This window comes from Ekhidna sp., from assembly GCF_965247405.1.
Lineage (GTDB): Bacteria > Bacteroidota > Bacteroidia > Cytophagales > Cyclobacteriaceae > Ekhidna.
Window position 1 is genome coordinate 1523678 of the sequence record NZ_OZ252014.1, and the last position, 16740, is coordinate 1540417.

The 16740-nt window shown below is 41.8% G+C and carries 15 protein-coding genes and 1 riboswitch; of the genes, 10 read left to right on the forward strand and 5 right to left on the reverse strand.

All coding sequences use genetic code 11. The annotated features are described in order from the left end of the window. Nucleotides 1–55: 55 nt before the first annotated feature. On the forward strand, nt 56–826 hold the full coding sequence (locus tag ACP14Y_RS06850) for a hypothetical protein (RefSeq protein ID WP_424962215.1): 771 nt from the start codon (nt 56–58) through the stop codon (nt 824–826). On the opposite strand, the gene ACP14Y_RS06855 is transcribed toward ACP14Y_RS06850, so the two are convergent. Beyond that, the gene (locus ACP14Y_RS06855; RefSeq protein ID WP_424962216.1) at nt 823–2091 is read right to left on the reverse strand and encodes a replication-associated recombination protein A; all 1269 of its coding nucleotides are present in this window, start codon (nt 2089–2091) and stop codon (nt 823–825) included. The two genes, ACP14Y_RS06850 and ACP14Y_RS06855, sit on opposite strands and share 4 nt — an antisense overlap. A 49-nt stretch (nt 2092–2140) precedes the next feature. On the opposite strand from ACP14Y_RS06855, the gene ACP14Y_RS06860 reads away from it, so the two are divergent. Continuing rightward, on the forward strand, nt 2141–3145 hold the full coding sequence (locus ACP14Y_RS06860; RefSeq protein ID WP_424962217.1) for a fatty acid desaturase family protein: 1005 nt from the start codon (nt 2141–2143) through the stop codon (nt 3143–3145). 20 nt (nt 3146–3165) lie between these two features. Then, a complete protein-coding gene (locus ACP14Y_RS06865; protein ID WP_424962218.1) occupies nt 3166–4050 on the forward strand; it encodes a DMT family transporter in 885 nt (294 codons plus the stop codon). Here ACP14Y_RS06865 and ACP14Y_RS06870 read toward each other — a convergent pair. Together ACP14Y_RS06870 and ACP14Y_RS06875 are read right to left on the reverse strand one after the other, a co-directional pair. Next, nucleotides 4028–5047 (reverse strand): threonine aldolase family protein, encoded by a 1020-nt coding sequence (locus ACP14Y_RS06870; RefSeq protein ID WP_424962219.1) that lies wholly within the window; start codon nt 5045–5047, stop codon nt 4028–4030. The genes ACP14Y_RS06865 and ACP14Y_RS06870 overlap by 23 nt on opposite strands. Continuing rightward, nucleotides 5040–6359 carry an HTTM domain-containing protein gene (locus ACP14Y_RS06875; RefSeq protein WP_424962220.1) on the reverse strand — a complete coding sequence of 440 codons (1320 nt, stop codon included), beginning with the start codon at nt 6357–6359 and terminating at the stop codon, nt 5040–5042. Before ACP14Y_RS06875 ends, ACP14Y_RS06870 begins: the two co-directional genes overlap by 8 nt. Before the next feature lie 360 nt (nt 6360–6719). On the opposite strand from ACP14Y_RS06875, the gene sucD reads away from it, so the two are divergent. Continuing rightward, nucleotides 6720–7592, forward strand: a complete 873-nt coding sequence (sucD, locus tag ACP14Y_RS06880; RefSeq protein WP_424962221.1) for a succinate--CoA ligase subunit alpha — start codon at nt 6720–6722, stop codon at nt 7590–7592. 58 nt (nt 7593–7650) lie between these two features. On the opposite strand, the gene ACP14Y_RS06885 is transcribed toward sucD, so the two are convergent. Then, nucleotides 7651–8112, reverse strand: a complete 462-nt coding sequence (locus ACP14Y_RS06885; RefSeq protein ID WP_424962222.1) for a MaoC family dehydratase — start codon at nt 8110–8112, stop codon at nt 7651–7653. A 302-nt stretch (nt 8113–8414) separates the two neighbouring features. Further along, a riboswitch (SAM riboswitch) is annotated at nt 8415–8519 on the forward strand. Between the two features lie 259 nt (nt 8520–8778). Between ACP14Y_RS06885 and ACP14Y_RS06890 the strand changes: the two genes are divergently transcribed. Genes ACP14Y_RS06890 through ACP14Y_RS06905 form a run of 4 tightly spaced genes read left to right on the forward strand, consistent with a single transcriptional unit; the run spans nt 8779 to nt 12475 of the window. Next, nucleotides 8779–9216: an OsmC family protein gene (locus ACP14Y_RS06890; protein WP_424962223.1), complete on the forward strand. Its 438-nt coding sequence runs from the start codon at nt 8779–8781 to the stop codon at nt 9214–9216. Nucleotides 9217–9229: 13 nt separating this feature from the next. Further along, nucleotides 9230–10555 (forward strand): O-acetylhomoserine aminocarboxypropyltransferase/cysteine synthase family protein, encoded by a 1326-nt coding sequence (locus tag ACP14Y_RS06895; RefSeq protein WP_424962224.1) that lies wholly within the window; start codon nt 9230–9232, stop codon nt 10553–10555. Beyond that, entirely contained in the window at nt 10533–11501 is a 969-nt protein-coding gene (locus ACP14Y_RS06900; protein WP_424962225.1) for a homoserine O-acetyltransferase family protein, read from the forward strand. The genes ACP14Y_RS06895 and ACP14Y_RS06900 overlap by 23 nt, the downstream gene beginning before the upstream one ends. Continuing rightward, nucleotides 11498–12475, forward strand: coding sequence for a homoserine dehydrogenase (locus ACP14Y_RS06905; RefSeq protein WP_424962226.1), 978 nt, complete (start codon nt 11498–11500; stop codon nt 12473–12475). The genes ACP14Y_RS06900 and ACP14Y_RS06905 overlap by 4 nt, the downstream gene beginning before the upstream one ends. A gap of 91 nt (nt 12476–12566) precedes the next feature. Here ACP14Y_RS06905 and lpdA read toward each other — a convergent pair whose 3' ends face one another. After that, nucleotides 12567–13961 (reverse strand): dihydrolipoyl dehydrogenase, encoded by a 1395-nt coding sequence (gene lpdA, locus ACP14Y_RS06910; protein ID WP_424962227.1) that lies wholly within the window; start codon nt 13959–13961, stop codon nt 12567–12569. A gap of 115 nt (nt 13962–14076) precedes the next feature. Here lpdA and fabG point away from each other — a divergent pair, with 115 nt between their 5' ends. After that, complete coding sequence (fabG, locus tag ACP14Y_RS06915) at nt 14077–14823, forward strand: 3-oxoacyl-[acyl-carrier-protein] reductase (protein WP_424962228.1); 747 nt, start codon at nt 14077–14079, stop codon at nt 14821–14823. A gap of 141 nt (nt 14824–14964) precedes the next feature. Continuing rightward, entirely contained in the window at nt 14965–16737 is a 1773-nt protein-coding gene (locus tag ACP14Y_RS06920; protein WP_424962229.1) for a DUF1800 domain-containing protein, read from the forward strand. Nucleotides 16738–16740: the final 3 nt, after the last annotated feature.

The window sequence follows — 16740 nt, forward strand, 5'->3', positions numbered from 1 at the left end:
TGAAATGATTGCAAAAGTTACGATTTTTGCGAATGTACCACGAACCCATCTGATCATGAAAAAACACCTGCTCACTTCTACTTTCATCATGCTTTCTTTTTGTACAATGGCACAATGGGGAAGTTTCGATTTAACATTTGGCTTGCCAAGAAACGAATTTCGGGAAAACACAGATGCCACTGGGTTTGGTGCTGACCTTTCCTTTGGTATTCCCTTTCAGAAAGGATTCCCCGTGTCCTTCGGACTGGATCTTAATTACATCGTGTATGGACGCAATACACAGGATGAAAACCTAACCGCTGAAATAGTTGCCAATGGACAGGTGATTGATCAACTCAACATTCCCCTAAGAATTGTCAATACCAATAGTATTTTTGGAACGCATGCTTTAATCAGGGCACAGGCGCCTTTTGAAATGGTGCAACCATACATTGAGGGACTGATTGGATTTAGATACATTTCCACCAATACAAAAATTCTGGATCGTTCTGATGACAGACGATACGCAGAGGATGAGGATAGCGATGTAATCTCCAGGAAAACAGTATTGGATGATTGGATTTTCAGCTATGGATGGGGTGGTGGATTTATGATTAAAGTAGGCCCTAAGTTTTTTGTGGATATCAGAGCTGATTACTTCAAAGGTGAACGTGCACAATATTATGATGGAGACGATACTGAATCCTGGACGGTAGAGTTTACAGGATCCTCAGAAAACTACGACCGGGATAATCTTGCTCCTGGAGACCTTGCTTACGAAAATCAACCGAGAGAATCTACTACCGATCTATTAATGCTGAAGTTTGGTGTAGCTTTTAAGTTCTAATACCCATATTTCTCTTTCCATCTTGTGCGGAGAAACTTTCGAAGTTCCTCCTCACGAGCATTTTTACCCGGATCATAAAGCTTAGTACCTTCAATCTCTTCAGGAAGAAACTCCATCTCTGCAAAGTTCATTGGATGATCGTGGGCATATTTATAGCCCTTTCCATACCCTTGATCCTTCATTAGTTTGGTAGGAGAATTTCGTATCGCCATGGGAACAGGAAGGTCACCAGTTTTCTGAACCAAAGACTGAGCCTGATTGATCGCCATGTAACTGGCATTGCTTTTGGGAGAAGAAGCTAAATATGTTACACACTGAGAAAGAATGATCCTGGACTCAGGATATCCGATCATGTTCACTGCCTGAAAAGCATTGGTGGCCATCACAAGAGCAGTAGGGTTGGCGTTCCCTATATCTTCTGAAGCAAGAATCACTAAACGACGAGCGATGAATTTTACATCCTCTCCACCCTCGATCATCCGAGCCAAGTAATAAACAGCTGCATTTGGGTCACTCCCTCGGATGGATTTGATAAAGGCGGAAATGACATCATAATGCATCTCTCCTTTCTTGTCGTACAGGACTGTCTTACGCTGTGCTGCCTCAATCACTTTATCATCCGTAATGACCTTTTGTTTGCCATCATCACTTTTGATAACTAATTCCAGCAGATTTAATAGTTTTCTTCCATCTCCTCCGGAAAGATTAAACAGTGCTTCTGTTTCTTTTAAGACTACCTCTTCCTTTTTCAGATCTTCGTCTTCCTGAAGTGCCTTTTCTACTAGGGTCATTAGGTTTTCCTTGGTCAGCGCATTTAGCGTGTAGACTTGTGATCGTGAAATGAGTGCCGAGTTCACTTCAAAACTGGGATTCTCTGTGGTTGCCCCAATCAACGTAATCACTCCTTTCTCCACTGCGCCCAGCAAGGCATCCTGCTGTGCTTTATTGAAACGATGAACTTCATCAATAAAAAGAATCGCCTTGTTACCCCTACCAGCTATCTGGATAACTTCTCGAACCTCTTTGACTCCAGAGCTAATGGCACTCAAAGTATGGAAAGGTCTTTTTACTTCGTTGGCGATGATGTTCGCTATGGTCGTTTTACCTGTCCCTGGAGGCCCCCACAGTATCATCGAAGGAACCTGACCAGAATTAATCGCTCTTCGCAATACGCCATTTTCACCTACCAGGTGTTCTTGCCCCACCAGGTCGGAAAGTTTGGAGGGACGCATTCGTTCTGCTAGCGGGGATGTGTCTTGAAACATGAAGTAAAATTATGAGAAATCTGATTCGGAAAAATTTTATCTTTATAGAATGTCTGAAGTGGTTCGTGTTAGCGATAAAAACAATCAATCAAAGCGATATCAACAGATTGTATCTGCGTATTTCTCGCGAGAAGAAATTGATACTCTTTTAAGAAAGTCAGATCTTAAAGCAGCATGGGAAGTATTCAAAGTTTGGTTCTGGATTGGTTTTTCCTTTGCGATTGTGGCTGCCTGGCCTAATGTGCTAACAGTCATCTTAGCGCTCATCATTATTGGGGCCAAACAGCTTGGTTGCGCCATCATCATGCATGATGCGTCACATTACGCCCTCTTTCATTCGAAACGTCTCAACAACTTCATTGGAAACTGGTTTGGAGCATTTCCAATCATTCACAATATCAACCAATACCGTCCTTATCACCTGCAACATCACCTGGCTACCGGTACGGATGAAGATCCTGACATCAACCTGACAAAGGGTTACCCTACCTCCAAAAAAAGCATGATCCGTAAATTTTCGAGAGACCTCTCCGGGGTTTCCGGATTGAAAAACTATTTCGGCTTAATCGCCATGCATTTAGGAATTCTTAAATACAATCTTGGAAATTATGTAGAAAAATTAGTGGAGGAGCAAAGTGGTTATTTATGGAAAAACGGAATAAATAACCTATGGGGCCCAATTGCTTCTAACCTTATCATGCTTGGGCTTTGTTGGTTTTTTGTTAGTCCTTGGCTTTACCTGCTATGGCCTGTGGCCATGCTTACCACTTATATGTTTATCCTACGTATACGATCAATGGCTGAACACAGTATGGTGAAGGATAGAACTGATCCATTACAAAATTCCAGAACCATTAAAGCAAACTGGTTAGAGAAATTCTTATTCGCTCCTCTCAATGTCAACTACCACCTGGAGCATCACCTGCTCTTTACCGTGCCTTCTTATAATTTCAAAAAGATGCACCAAATACTAAAAGAAAGAGGGCTTTACAAAGAAGCGAACTATAGCCATGGCTATGGTGAAATAATTAGAAAAGCAGCAAGCGTAACCTAAACCCCTGCTACTTTTGCGCGGTGAATTGGGACTCAATTAAAACCTATGGTGTACTCACTCTTGTGAGCCTTTTCTACGGCATCAACTACAGTGTCCTCAAAATTATCGTCCCTGATTACATTGGGCCATATGGCTTCATTGTATTCCGAGTAATTATTTCTGCTATTATTTTCTGGATCATCCATTCGTTCAATAGAGAGAAAATCAATTGGAGGGAAGATGGCTGGGTGCTTGGGCTTTGTGCCCTTACCGGAGTGGCTGTTAATCAATTGCTTTTTTACAAGGGACTTAGCCTTACTTCTGCAGTGAATGGCTCCATCATCATGACCTTAACTCCTGTTTTAGTCCTGATCTGGGCTGCTCTGCTAATTGGAGAAAAAATCACTCGAACAAAAATCATGGGAGTAATTATAGGTCTCATCGGGGCTGTGATTATTCTTTATCAGCCAGATGCAATGTTGACATCAGGTGACTGGCGAGGAGATATTCTTGTCCTTATCAATGCCGCCAGCTACGCATGCTACCTGGTTATTGTAAAGCCACTCATGAAAAAATATAAACCCATGACCGTTGTTACCTGGGTTTTTACAATTGCCATCATATTGGTGCTTCCAGTTGGATCATTTCAAGCTCTGGAGGTTGATTTTAGCACATTACCGACCAAAGTCTGGTGGAGCATGGGATATGCAATAATTATCGTTACGGTGTTGGTTTATTTTCTAAATGCATGGACCCTTGTTAGAGTCGACTCATCTGTAGTGGGCGCATTTATTTACCTGCAACCTGTTTTTGCTTCCTTGACAGCTATCCTGTTTTTTGGCGAGATTTTCCTATTAAAACACCTTTTGGCTGCATTGTTTGTTTTTATTGGGGTCTGGTTGGTTACGAAGAAATCTTCAAAATAGCCTTTTCAAACATGGACAAATCATCACCCCCAAAATCCAGATGAGTCACAAATCTTACCAGTCCTTTCCCAAAGCCAACCGCCCGAATACCCTGCTTTTCCAATTCATCTAGCAACCACTTTTCTGATTTTCCCTCAACCAGTTTCCCAATAACAATATTGGTATCTACAGGCATTACCTCTTCAATGAAAGGTAGGGATTTCAAAACTTCGCCAATTATTTGAGCACGTGTGTGATCCTTCGCCAGTCGATCAATATGATGATCCAGTGCGTAAATACAAGCCGCTGCTAAATATCCAGCCTGGCGCATTCCTCCACCAAAAACCTTTCGCACTCGTTTCGCTTCTTTAATCTGATCTTTCGTTCCTAATAAAACCGAGCCTACCGGAGCACCAAGACCTTTAGAGAAGCAAATGGAAATGGTGTCAAATAACTTTCCATATTCTTTTGGGCTTTCACCTGTTGTTACAACCGCATTAAAAAAACGAGCGCCATCGAGATGAAGCTTTAGTTCATGGTCATCACAAACCTTCCTGATCTTTTTGATCTCCTCAATATCATAAATGGATCCCCCACCTTTATTCATCGTGTTCTCAAGTACCACCAATTTTGATTTAGGGAAATGAATATCATCCGGATTGATGCTATTCGCAATTTGGTCAGCAGTTATCCTTCCTCTGTTCCCCTCAAGGAGTTTGGGAGACAACATGGAATTATACATCATTCCTCCTCCCTCATACAGATACACATGTGAATATTTGTGGCAAATGACTTCATCTTGTGGCCGGGTAAGAATTCGCATGGCAATCTGGTTGGTCATCGTTCCGGAAGGACAATACAGTCCATCCTCCATCCCGAACATTTCTGCTGTTTTTTCCTGCAGTGAATTGACTGTGGGATCGTCTCCAAACACATCATCCCCAACCTCTGCCGTCATCATTGCTTCCAGCATTTCAGAAGTTGGTTTTGTAATGGTATCACTACGCAAATCAATCATAGGTGTCGTAAGTTAAAATCCAGTCGGAATGTTTGAATGGTTCCCATTTGACACTGGCAAGGTCAACATTGGGATCGATGAGGTGTTTTCTAGATCCTCCATTCAAAGAAACTTTAGCTTCAGCAAAAACAGAAACATCTTTCCCCTCCTTTGCATATTCATCTTTAAGCCTTTGAGCAAACTGCCAAATCATATCAGGTTTACCGAAAATGGTTGTTCGCTGCTCCCGAGACAGCCAATCTCTCAAGTTAATTTTCTCTCTGTCATCTTTGCCTTTTTCCTGAACATAAAATTTGACATACCCTGATTTTACCCGCAGCATCATCCGCCATGACAAGCGATGAGCCTCCTCCGTCCAGGAAGCATTCCCTTGATAAAGAAAATGGCGTAGTGGCAAAAGGAGATGAATACTGAAATAAGCGATCAGTATGTAGGTCCAACCCAAAGAAAGCTTTTTTTGAATCGGATATACTCTTTTTTTCTTCCTGAAAAAGGTGCTCGTAATTGTTTCAGGGGGAAAAAAGAACACCGTTAACCCGATCATTAAATAAGGAAAAATGCCAATTTGAAATATAGCTGAATTAGCCAGGTTGAAAATAACTGACAAAACAAATCCAAGTTTCCTTGTCCTGGGGTGAAGCAGCAGAAAAACGATGGTACCATCATAAATAATGCCTCCCCATGCAATAAAGTATTGAAACCACTCTTCTTGTAGGAGGGGACCAATCAACCAGTAATTTGCTTTGTACTTAAACCAAATCCCAATAGGCTTAGCCATCGTCCAATCTGCATGCATTTTATTGAAGCTGGCATACAGATACACGATAGCTACCTGAATGATAAAAAACCAATGGCAAATTCTGGCACATGTCTTTTTTGAAATGGTAAGGCCCCATTTCACATCCAAAGAATGGCTTTTATGAGCAGGGAGCAAAAACATCACCCACCCAAGCAACACCAATAGATAGTAGTGGTTATTGTAATGCGACTTTTGCATGAGATAGACAATGGTCCACAATCCCGCAAAAACAAACGTAGAAGCACGGTAAAAGAGCCCTAGCATAATACAGAGGCCAGCAACCCCCATTACGATGAAGTAGTAGATCATCCCATCACCACTCAATGGTTGTAGCCATTCAAAACCAATAACAGTAAAAGTGAAACTCGGCTCGATAAATGTTTCATGAACCCACCCTGTGAAAATCGCTCCAAAACTTTCCGCAGCAGCCAGCAATCCAAACACCATCCTAAACAATACCAGTGAACTATTGTCTACTTCAGTGCCAAAAAATGTTCGTGCAGAGGAAAGCATACTCAGTGTTTAGACTGTGAAAATAGAAAAAGGAGCCCGAAAGCTCCTTTAATTCTAAACCTAAGTAAATATGAAGAGGATTAATTACTTACAACTTCTAACGATCGCATCTATCTGAAGTTTAGTGATTTAACGATCTTTAACTATCAGACAAGTCCACTCGTCGAAAGTTTAATCACCTGTATGACGTAATCACTTAAAATAAGTCGCGAAAAGTGTGCCAAAACCAATCGAATTCAGAAGAATATTTTCACTCTCTTTGTAAGAAAGACCATTTATCAAGTTTTTTATGAGCGGCAAATGGATGAAGTAATTGGCAGACAGATTTAATCGTATATTTTTGCGGAAAATCTAAAAGAAATGAGTGTTCTTGTAAATAAAGATTCCAAAATCATCGTACAGGGCTTCACAGGCTCTGAAGGTACTTTTCACGCCGGTCAAATGATCGAATACGGTTCCAATGTAGTAGGTGGTGTTACTCCGGGTAAAGGAGGTCAAACGCATCTGGACAAGCCGGTATTCAATACTGTTAAGGAAGCGGTCGACAAAACAGGCGCTGATGTAACCATCATTTTTGTTCCACCAGCTTTTGCCGCGGATGCCATCATGGAGGCCGCTGATGCAGGTATTAAGGTTATTGTAACGATCACTGAAGGAATTCCGGTAAAAGACATGATGCATGCAAAACCTTATGCAAAGGCAAGAGGTGCGGTACTTGTTGGGCCAAACTGTCCGGGAGTAATTACGCCGGAAGAAGCCAAAGTAGGTATCATGCCGGGCTTTGTTTTCAAAAAAGGAAAAGTAGGAATCGTATCGAAATCAGGAACATTGACCTACGAAGCAGCAGACCAGGTAGTGAAAGCCGGAATGGGTATTTCTACTGCTATCGGTATCGGAGGTGACCCAATCATTGGAACATCTACGAAGGAGGCTGTACAAATGCTAATGGAAGATCCTGAGACTGATGGTATCGTGATGATTGGCGAGATTGGTGGCCAGTATGAGGCTGATGCTGCAAAGTGGATTCAGGAAAATGGCAATAAAAAGCCTGTTGTTGGTTTCATCGCCGGACAAACCGCGCCTCCAGGAAGGAGAATGGGGCATGCCGGAGCAATCATTGGAGGGAAAGATGATACCGCTGAAGCCAAAATGAGAATCATGGGTGAGTGCGGATTACATGTAGTAGATTCACCTGCTGATATTGGAGCAGTGATGAAGAAAGCACTTTCTTAATTGACAATTAAAATTGATAATGAATAATTTAGGCCTCATAAGAGGCCTTTTTTATTTCCTATTCAAAATGATACAAGAAAATCATCGTAGCTGTAAACGCAGGCTTCTTCTCCCCTTTGATTTCTAAAAGGGCGTCTACTTCTGCTTTGGAAATCCCTCTCAAATTAGCCAGTGATTTAAGGGTTGCGCTAAGTTTAATTTCATCATTCACTTTTACCGCCTGACCAAACTTCAATTTGTCGATTCCATAATTGACCAACATCTTCACATTGTTGAATTGCGCGATTTGTTCCCACAAATAAGGCATCAGCGAAAGTGTCAAATAACCATGAGCAATGGTCGTTCCGAAAGGGCCATCCTTCGCTCGCTCAGGATCTGTGTGGATCCATTGGTGGTCCAGGGTAGCATCCGCAAATTGATTGATCTGATCCTGGGTGATTTGATGGTACTCAGACTCGCCCATCACTTTTCCTAAATATTGCTCAAACTCGTCGTGATTATTGATGATAAGTTTACTCATGATTCTCTGTTAGGTCAAATTTTCATTTCAAACCAAAGGTAGAACAGTATGTTAAGAAAAATTCACTTTGATTTTCAAATAAATTTTTTACTTCAAAAGTTGACCAATAATAAACCTTATTAAAGAAGTAGTTAAGCATTGATTTACAACGTTTTACATTCATAAAAACAACTGAAAAAATATTTATTCCTCATAACGCTACTCAACTATTAAATCATTGTTTATCGAAATTTTGTCTAGATAAAATTTGGAGAAACCAAAATTCCTGTTCTACGTTTGCATCATCAAATCGATAAGGTATCGATTTATAAAGAAGCGCTGAGAGACAGGCTCCATGACGCGCTAGCAACCCTCCGAAAATCGGAAACGGTGCTAATTCCTGAACGATAAATTGATTGCTATGAACAAACAAAATCTCATCGTTCCCAAGATAACTGACACGTTGGTCAGACAGGGAAATTGCGTTTCCTCATCGATATTCCATTTCATGTGCATGTGTTGCTGTTGCAGCAATAGGTAATTCACATTTGATCCATTTGGGTTTGCGATCATCTTAGGACTGAAGTGCGTCTTCGTCCGGAAAAATCCTTTCATAAGTTAACTCATCAGTTATTTATGATAAATCCATACCATCTCATTTTCAATAATCAAACAATTTTATCACACATGTCACAAGAAATAAAATTTTCAATCAGCTCTGTGAGTGAATCTCGAGCAAAAACACGCATTCAAGCCAGAGGTTTTGATCTTACAGTGGATGAACCAGAAGAACTGGGCGGCACCAATGAAGCGCCAAATCCAGTAGAATATGTCCTTGCGGGATATGCAGGATGCATCAATGTGGTAGCTCACATCATTGCCGAAGAACTGGACTTTTTTCTCGAGAATCTTAAAATCAACATAGATGGATTTCTCAACCCAGGGAGACTATTTGGAAAGTCTCTTGAGGAAAGGGCAGGCTACAAGCAAATCGATGTTCGGCTGGAGACCACTACGCAGATAGACCCAGAACTTAAAAAGCAATGGCTCAAAGAAATCTCGCATAGATGCCCGGTCAACGATAATCTTACTAACCCTACACCCATTTCATTTTCAATTAACTAAAACGAATATTATCATGTCACAAGAATTAAAATACGAAACACTTCAATTACATGCAGGTCAGGAAATCGATGAAACTACACGCTCCAGAGCCGTGCCGATCTATCAGACATCCTCATATACCTTCAAAGACTCTAAGCATGGTGCAAACCTTTTCGCACTGAAAGAATTCGGAAACATTTATACCCGAATCATGAATCCAACCAATGATGTTTTCGAAAAGCGCATTGCTGCTTTAGAAGGTGGGGTGGCTGCACTGGCAGTAGGTTCCGGACAGGCGGCTCAGTTTATCGCACTGAACAACATTCTTCAAGCTGGAGATAATTTCATTTCTACTTCCTTTCTCTATGGCGGCACATACAATCAATTCAAGGTCGCTTTCAAGCGACTAGGTGTTGAGACTCGCTTTGCTAAGACAGATAAAGCTTCAGATTTTGAACGACTGATCGATCAAAATACAAAGGCAATTTACCTGGAAACCATTGGAAATCCGGAATTCAATATTCCTGATTTCGAAGCAATTGCTGAGGTTGCAAAGGATCATGACATCCCGCTTATCGTCGACAACACGTTTGGTGCTGCCGGGTATCTGTTTAGACCACTGGAGCATGGAGCTTCCGTAGTAACCGCATCTGCCACCAAGTGGATTGGCGGACATGGTACTTCCATCGGCGGGGTGATCATTGATGGAGGGAATTACAACTGGGGCAATGGAAAATTCCCTCAGTTTACCGAGCCATCTGAAGGCTATCATGGACTAAAGTTTTGGGAAGTATTTGGTGAAGGGAATCCATTAGGACTACCAAACATTGCTTTTGCAATACGTGCCCGTGTGGAAGGTCTTCGGGATTTCGGTCCGGCATTGAGTCCATTCAATTCCTTCCTGTTACTTCAAGGATTGGAAACACTTTCGCTTCGGGTACAACGCACGGTAGACAATGCATTGGAACTGGCAAGCTGGCTGGAACAGCATGCATTGGTAGAAAAGGTGAACTACCCTGGTCTCGCTTCCAGTCCATATCATCAGCTTGCTGAAAAATACCTGAGGAATGGATATGGAGGGGTGTTTTCGTTCCAATTGAAAGGTGAGAAGGAAGAGACAACCCAATTTGTAGACAGCTTAAAACTGGTAAGCCACCTGGCTAATGTGGGAGATGCCAAGACACTGATTATACAGCCTTCGGCAACAACCCACCAGCAGCTTTCTGAGCAAGAACAAAAGGATGCCGGTGTATTGCCAAACCTTCTGAGAGTGTCTGTTGGGATCGAGCATATCGATGACATCAAATCCGATTTTGAACAAGCATTTGAAAAAGTGTATGCAAACGCTGCTAACATCTAAGTCATTTGGTTTTAAGGTTGAGGAACCTTTGGTCCTGGAGGGGGGAGAAACGCTCCGGGAGCTTAGGATCCACTATACCACGTGGGGCGTTTTGAATGCGAATAAATCCAATGTGGTCTGGATCTTTCATGCCCTCACCGCAAATAGTGACCCTTCCAAATGGTGGGAAAATTTCTTTCCCGAGGGTAGCCCAATCAATCCGGCAAAGGACTTTATCGTTTGTGCCAATGTGCTTGGTTCATGCTACGGGAGCACAGATCCGAAGGGGTTTGATTTTCCATTGATCACCATACGGGATATCGTTGAAGCTCACAAGCGCTTAAAAGATCATCTTGGTATTGATAAGATTAGCCTGGGAATAGGTGGGTCGTTAGGTGGACAGCAATTGCTGGAGTGGGCGGTACAAGAACCGGATCTATTTGAAGTAATCGTGCCCATTGCAACCAATGCCAAACACTCCGCATGGGGCATTGCATTCAATGAAGCACAACGAATGGCCATAAAGGTTGATCCAATTAATGGATTGGAAACCGCAAGAGCTATTGCAATGCTTTCCTATCGACATTATGATACGTATGAGGTAACACAGTCAGATCAAGATGGAAGAAAGGACAATTTTTCTGCTACCTCCTATCAGCGATATCAAGGAGAAAAGCTAAGTAAACGATTCAGTCCGCACAGTTATTATTTCTTATCTAAAGCAATGGATAGCCATGACGTAGGACGACATTTCGGAGGGGTGGAAAGAGCACTGAAACGCATTCAATCGAGAACCATCGTAATCGGATTGGATACTGATATTTTGTTCCCGATTCAAGAGCAGAAATTTTTAACTGAGCATATATCAAACAGTTCCTTGCATGTGATATCTAGCCTTTACGGTCACGATGGATTTTTAATTGAAACGGAACAGATCAATGACATTTTAAAAAATGAACTAGCATGAAGGCGCTAAAAAAAATCGGACTCTTTGGTTTTGGGACTGTAGGAAAGGGATTTTACGAGAATCTAAGGAAACACCCGCATTTGCCTGTGAGCATAGAAAAGGTTTGCGTGAAGCGATTGGATTTACCAAGAATCGGTCATGAGCTTTATTTCACGGATAATCCGGATGAGCTACTCTCTGATCCTGAGCTTGACATCATTATTGAATTGACGGATGATGCCGATGCTGCTAAATCTTATATAGAAAAAGCCTTATTGGCAGGTAAAGATGTGATCAGTGCCAATAAAAAAATGATTGGAGAATCCCTCCAGGATGTGGATAAATGGCATCAGTCTTTTGGTTCTCATTTTTTATATGAGGCGGCAGTAGGTGGCGGTATACCCATTGTCCACTCGGTTGATGGGTTCTTCCGTGATCAGGAAGTAAAAGAGATTAGAGGAATTCTCAATGGTTCTTCCAATTACATTTTGACACAAATGCAGCGAAACAACTGGGTGTTCGAAAAAGCACTTTCAGAAGCTCAGACAAAGGGATTTGCAGAGCGAAATCCTGCTTTAGATGTTAGCGGTATTGATGCCTCTTACAAACTGTCGATTTTGGCTTATCACGCATTTGGAGGAATCTTCTCTATAAAGAGTTTTGATATAGAAAGCATTGAAGGAGTGACCAAAGAGGATATCAGACGTGCAAAAGCAAAAGGAAGAAAAATAAAACTCATTGCCACACTTAAAAAAACAGATCGTGAAATCGTTTGCTCTGTAAAGCCCGAAAGCATTAGTACAAATGACGAATTCTATTCAGTGGATTTCGAAAACAATGCAGTGAGTATAGAAACGCTAATCAGTGGGCGCCATGTATTTATAGGCAAGGGTGCTGGTGCTCTACCAACTGGTTCAGCAGTACTTGAAGATTTAAAACGCCTCCTCGATGGCTACAGTTATCGGGTTAGTAAAAGGGTTAAGACTGTAGCATAAAAAAGCCCCTGACGATTATGTCAGGGGCTTGTGCTTTTCAAATAGTCGTCTTACCTCTTAAAGTGGTAGGACGATTTTGATTTAAATTTTATTACAGATGAATCACTTCATCATAAGCTGCTGCTGCAGCTTCCATCACTGCTTCACTCATAGTAGGGTGAGGATGCACCGTTTTGATGATTTCATGACCAGTTGTCTCTAGTTTTCTGGCTGCAACTGCTTCTGCGATCATCTCAGTTACATTGGCCCCTATCATATGTGCACCTAGCCACTCACCGTACTTCGCATCGAAGATTACTTTCACGAAACCATCTGAAGCTCCGGCTGCTTTCGCTTTTCCAGATGCCGAGAATGGGAACTTACCTACTTTGATCTCGTACCCTGCTTCTTTTGCAGCCTTTTCGGTATATCCAACAGACGCAATTTCAGGAGAGCAATAAGTACATCCCGGGATGTTGTTGTAATCCAAAGGCTCTACGTGCATGCCTTTGATCTTCTCCACACAAATGATCCCTTCTGCTGATGCTACGTGAGCAAGTGCCTGACCTTTTACAATGTCACCAATTGCGTAAACGCCATCCACGTTGGTTTTATAATAATCGTCAACGACTACTTTCCCTTTTTCAGTTTTTACACCAACATCTTCCAATCCAAGATTTTCAATGTTAGTCGCAACTCCTACTGCAGAAAGTACTACATCGCAATCGATCTGCTCTTCACCTTTCTTAGTCTTTACGGTCACCTTGCAACCAGACCCTTTCGTGTCCACTTTAGTAACCTCTGAGCTGGTCATGATCTTCATTCCAGCCTTCTTATAGGTTCTTTCCAGCTGCTTGCTCACTTCTTCATCCTCTACAGGAACAATTCTGTCCATGAACTCGACAATCGTCACTTCTGTACCGATCGACTTATAGAAATAGGCAAATTCAACGCCTATTGCTCCGGAACCGACAACCACCATTTTCTTCGGCTGTTTATCCAGTACCATTGCCTCTCTGTAACCAATGACTTTCTTGCCATCTATCGGAAGATTAGGTAGTTCTCTTGATCGTCCTCCGGTAGCAAGTATGATGTGATCCGCATTGAAGGTAGTTACCTTACCATCCTCTGCCTTCACTTCTACTTTTTTACCTTTTTTCAGTGTACCGTGACCTGCTATGTGATCGATTTTGTTTTTCTTGAAAAGGAATTGAATTCCTTTGCTCATTCCTCCGGCAACCTCACGGCTTCTTTTCACCATTCCAGAGAAATCAGCTTTTGCATCCTTTACTTTGATCCCGTAATCATCCGCATGATTGATGTATTCAAATACCTGAGCACTTTTTATAAGTGCTTTCGTTGGGATACACCCCCAGTTCAAACACACTCCACCAAGCTCTGCCTTTTCTACTACACCTACTTTCATTCCTAGCTGAGATGCTCTGATAGCTGCTACGTATCCGCCGGGTCCACTTCCGATTACAATTAGATCATATTTAGATGCCATGTTGTATTATTTTAAATTGAGCCGCAAATTTAATCCGAAAAGTTGTGGAAAATAAGTGTGTAGCCAGTCTTCAACCAATCATTATCTTTGACTGCAAATTTTGAATCACTCAACAATGAAACTACTAGAAGGAAAAACAGCACTCATTACCGGAGCATCGAAAGGAATTGGAAAAGCTATCGCTGAACAATATGCAGCGCAAGGAGCCAATGTGGCTTTTACCTACCTATCCAGTATAGAGAAAGGTGAAGCATTGGAAAAAGAACTGGCTTCAAAAGGCATCAAAGCAAAAGGCTATCGATCAGACGCATCTGATTATCAAGCTGCTCAGGATTTGATCAATAGCGTAGTAGAAGATTTCGGTTCGCTGGATATCCTTATCAATAACGCAGGAATCACCAAGGACAATCTACTTATGCGAATGAGTGAAGAAGACTGGGATGCCATCCAAAACATCAATTTAAAATCTTGCTTCAATACGGTGAAAGCGGCATGCCGAACCATGATGAAACAACGAAGCGGCTCTATCATTAACATGTCTTCCGTGGTGGGTGTGAAAGGAAACGCAGGTCAAGCCAATTATGCTGCGTCCAAAGCAGGAATCATTGGATTCACTAAATCTGTTGCCCTTGAACTTGGATCTCGAGGTATCCGATGCAATGCGATTGCTCCGGGCTTCATAGAAACAGAAATGACAGATGCGCTGGACGAAAAAACCGTTCAAAGCTGGAGAGATGCAATTCCATTGAAAAGAGGGGGCTCTCCGGAAGACGTTGCGAATGCTTGTGTCTTCCTTGGATCAGATATGTCTTCGTACATCACAGGACAAACGATTCAGGTAGATGGCGGAATGTTGACATAACGAATAAATCAAATTAAATTGAAACCCGTGGTTACGGGTTTTTTATTGCCTTAACAATTAATTAAACTATTTGAGGATTTTTTATCACTTATTTTATAATAATTGAATTAAATTTCCTGTTAGATACTCAAACAGCTCCGAATGCCTTTAAATGAATTAACCAGCGCACTAGGAAAAAAGCGAGCTGCTCACCTGCTTCGTCGTGCATGCTTCGCAGGATCAATTGCAGAAATTGATTCTTTCGCGGCACTTACACCGGCACAGGCAGTTGACCAGCTATTCAACGCTACACTTCCAGATCCGGTCTTACCGATTGATCCTCTTACAGGAAATGAATGGATCACCGGTTCATTCGCTCCAGAAAGTGAAGGGTTTGAGTTGGAAAGATATTTTTTAGCCTGGAACATTGGACAAATGCTGGGCAATGGGATAGACGATTCTGTAAAGCTCTCCTATATTTTCAGGGAGCGGTTGGTCTTTTTTCTCCATACTCATTTCACTACAAAACGATCGGTTGTTGGAAACTCCAGAGCGTTGTATTACCAGCAAGCGCTATTCAGACTATTTGCTTTTGATCAGGAGGATATCACTATTCCGGCAGAGGATCCAATGGACCCTGATACCATCGTACCAAGAAATTTCAAGCAACTTACCAAGAAGCTAAGTGTGGATAATGCGATGCTTGTTTTTCTGGATGGAAGATATAATGTAAAAGGAAGCCCAAATGAAAACTATGCTCGTGAGCTATTAGAGCTTTACTCCATAGGCAGAGGACTTGAAGGAAACGTACCTGAACCAGAGTTTCAGGGTGATTATTTCTATTTCACAGAGGAAGACGTTCAAGCCGGCGCACGAGTGTTGTCCGGATTTAATGTGGATCAAACCTTCTCTAATGTTGATGAAGAAACCGGTCTTCCTCGTGGTGTTGTTCGGGGTGGCACCATAGCCACAAGTCATGAAGAAGGAACCAAGACTTTTAGTTCCAGAATGGCAAACGGAGTAGTAACACCTGATACAGATCTATTGCAGGCAGGCAACCCTACCGAAGAAAGTGTACTGGATGAGATCAGCCAGTTTGTAGATTTAATTTACGATCAGGACGAAACCCCACGTGCTATTTGTAGAGAAATCTATCGCTTCTTTGTCTATCATCAGGTTGATCAGACACTTCAGGATGACATCATACAAGACATGGCAGATATCTTCACTGCTAATGATTTTAAGATTCAGCCTGTACTGGAAGCATTGCTTACAAGCGAGCATTTCTATGAAGCAGACGCTGGGGAAGACGATAATAATTTTGGGAGCATCATTAAATCACCAGTTGACTTGGTTCTTGGCTTTGCCAGAAATTTTGAAATCCAACTCCCTAATTACGAAACTGAACTCAATGATTATTACGATTTTACTATAGACTTACTAAGTGAAATTGATGTTCAGGGAATGAATTATTATGAGCCGTTTGAAGTGGCCGGATATGCAGCATACCATCAATTTCCAATTTTCAATAGAAGCTGGATCACTACAAACTATCTAACTAATCGATACAATTTTATTAGAGGTGCTTTATCAGATGGCACCAATATGGAAATGGGTCAGGTGAATGTCCTGGATTTTGTAGTTAACAATTTTGATATCGGAACCATTCGAATTGCTGAGGATTTCATCATAGCTGTTACTGAATATTTTCTTCCAAACTCGGAAAACCTGTCGTTTGATACAGCCGGCGGTGAATTGACAACCGAAAGGCTTAATTATTTTAAAACGGCCATGTTTGAATTTGCGATTGATGCCGATCCGGAAGCTGCATGGACCACCAGATGGGACGGAAATCTGGACGCAAGCACAAGAGCCAATCAAATTGTGGATCTTTTTAATGCCATGCTGCAATCACCTGAATATCAGCTAATGTAAAGA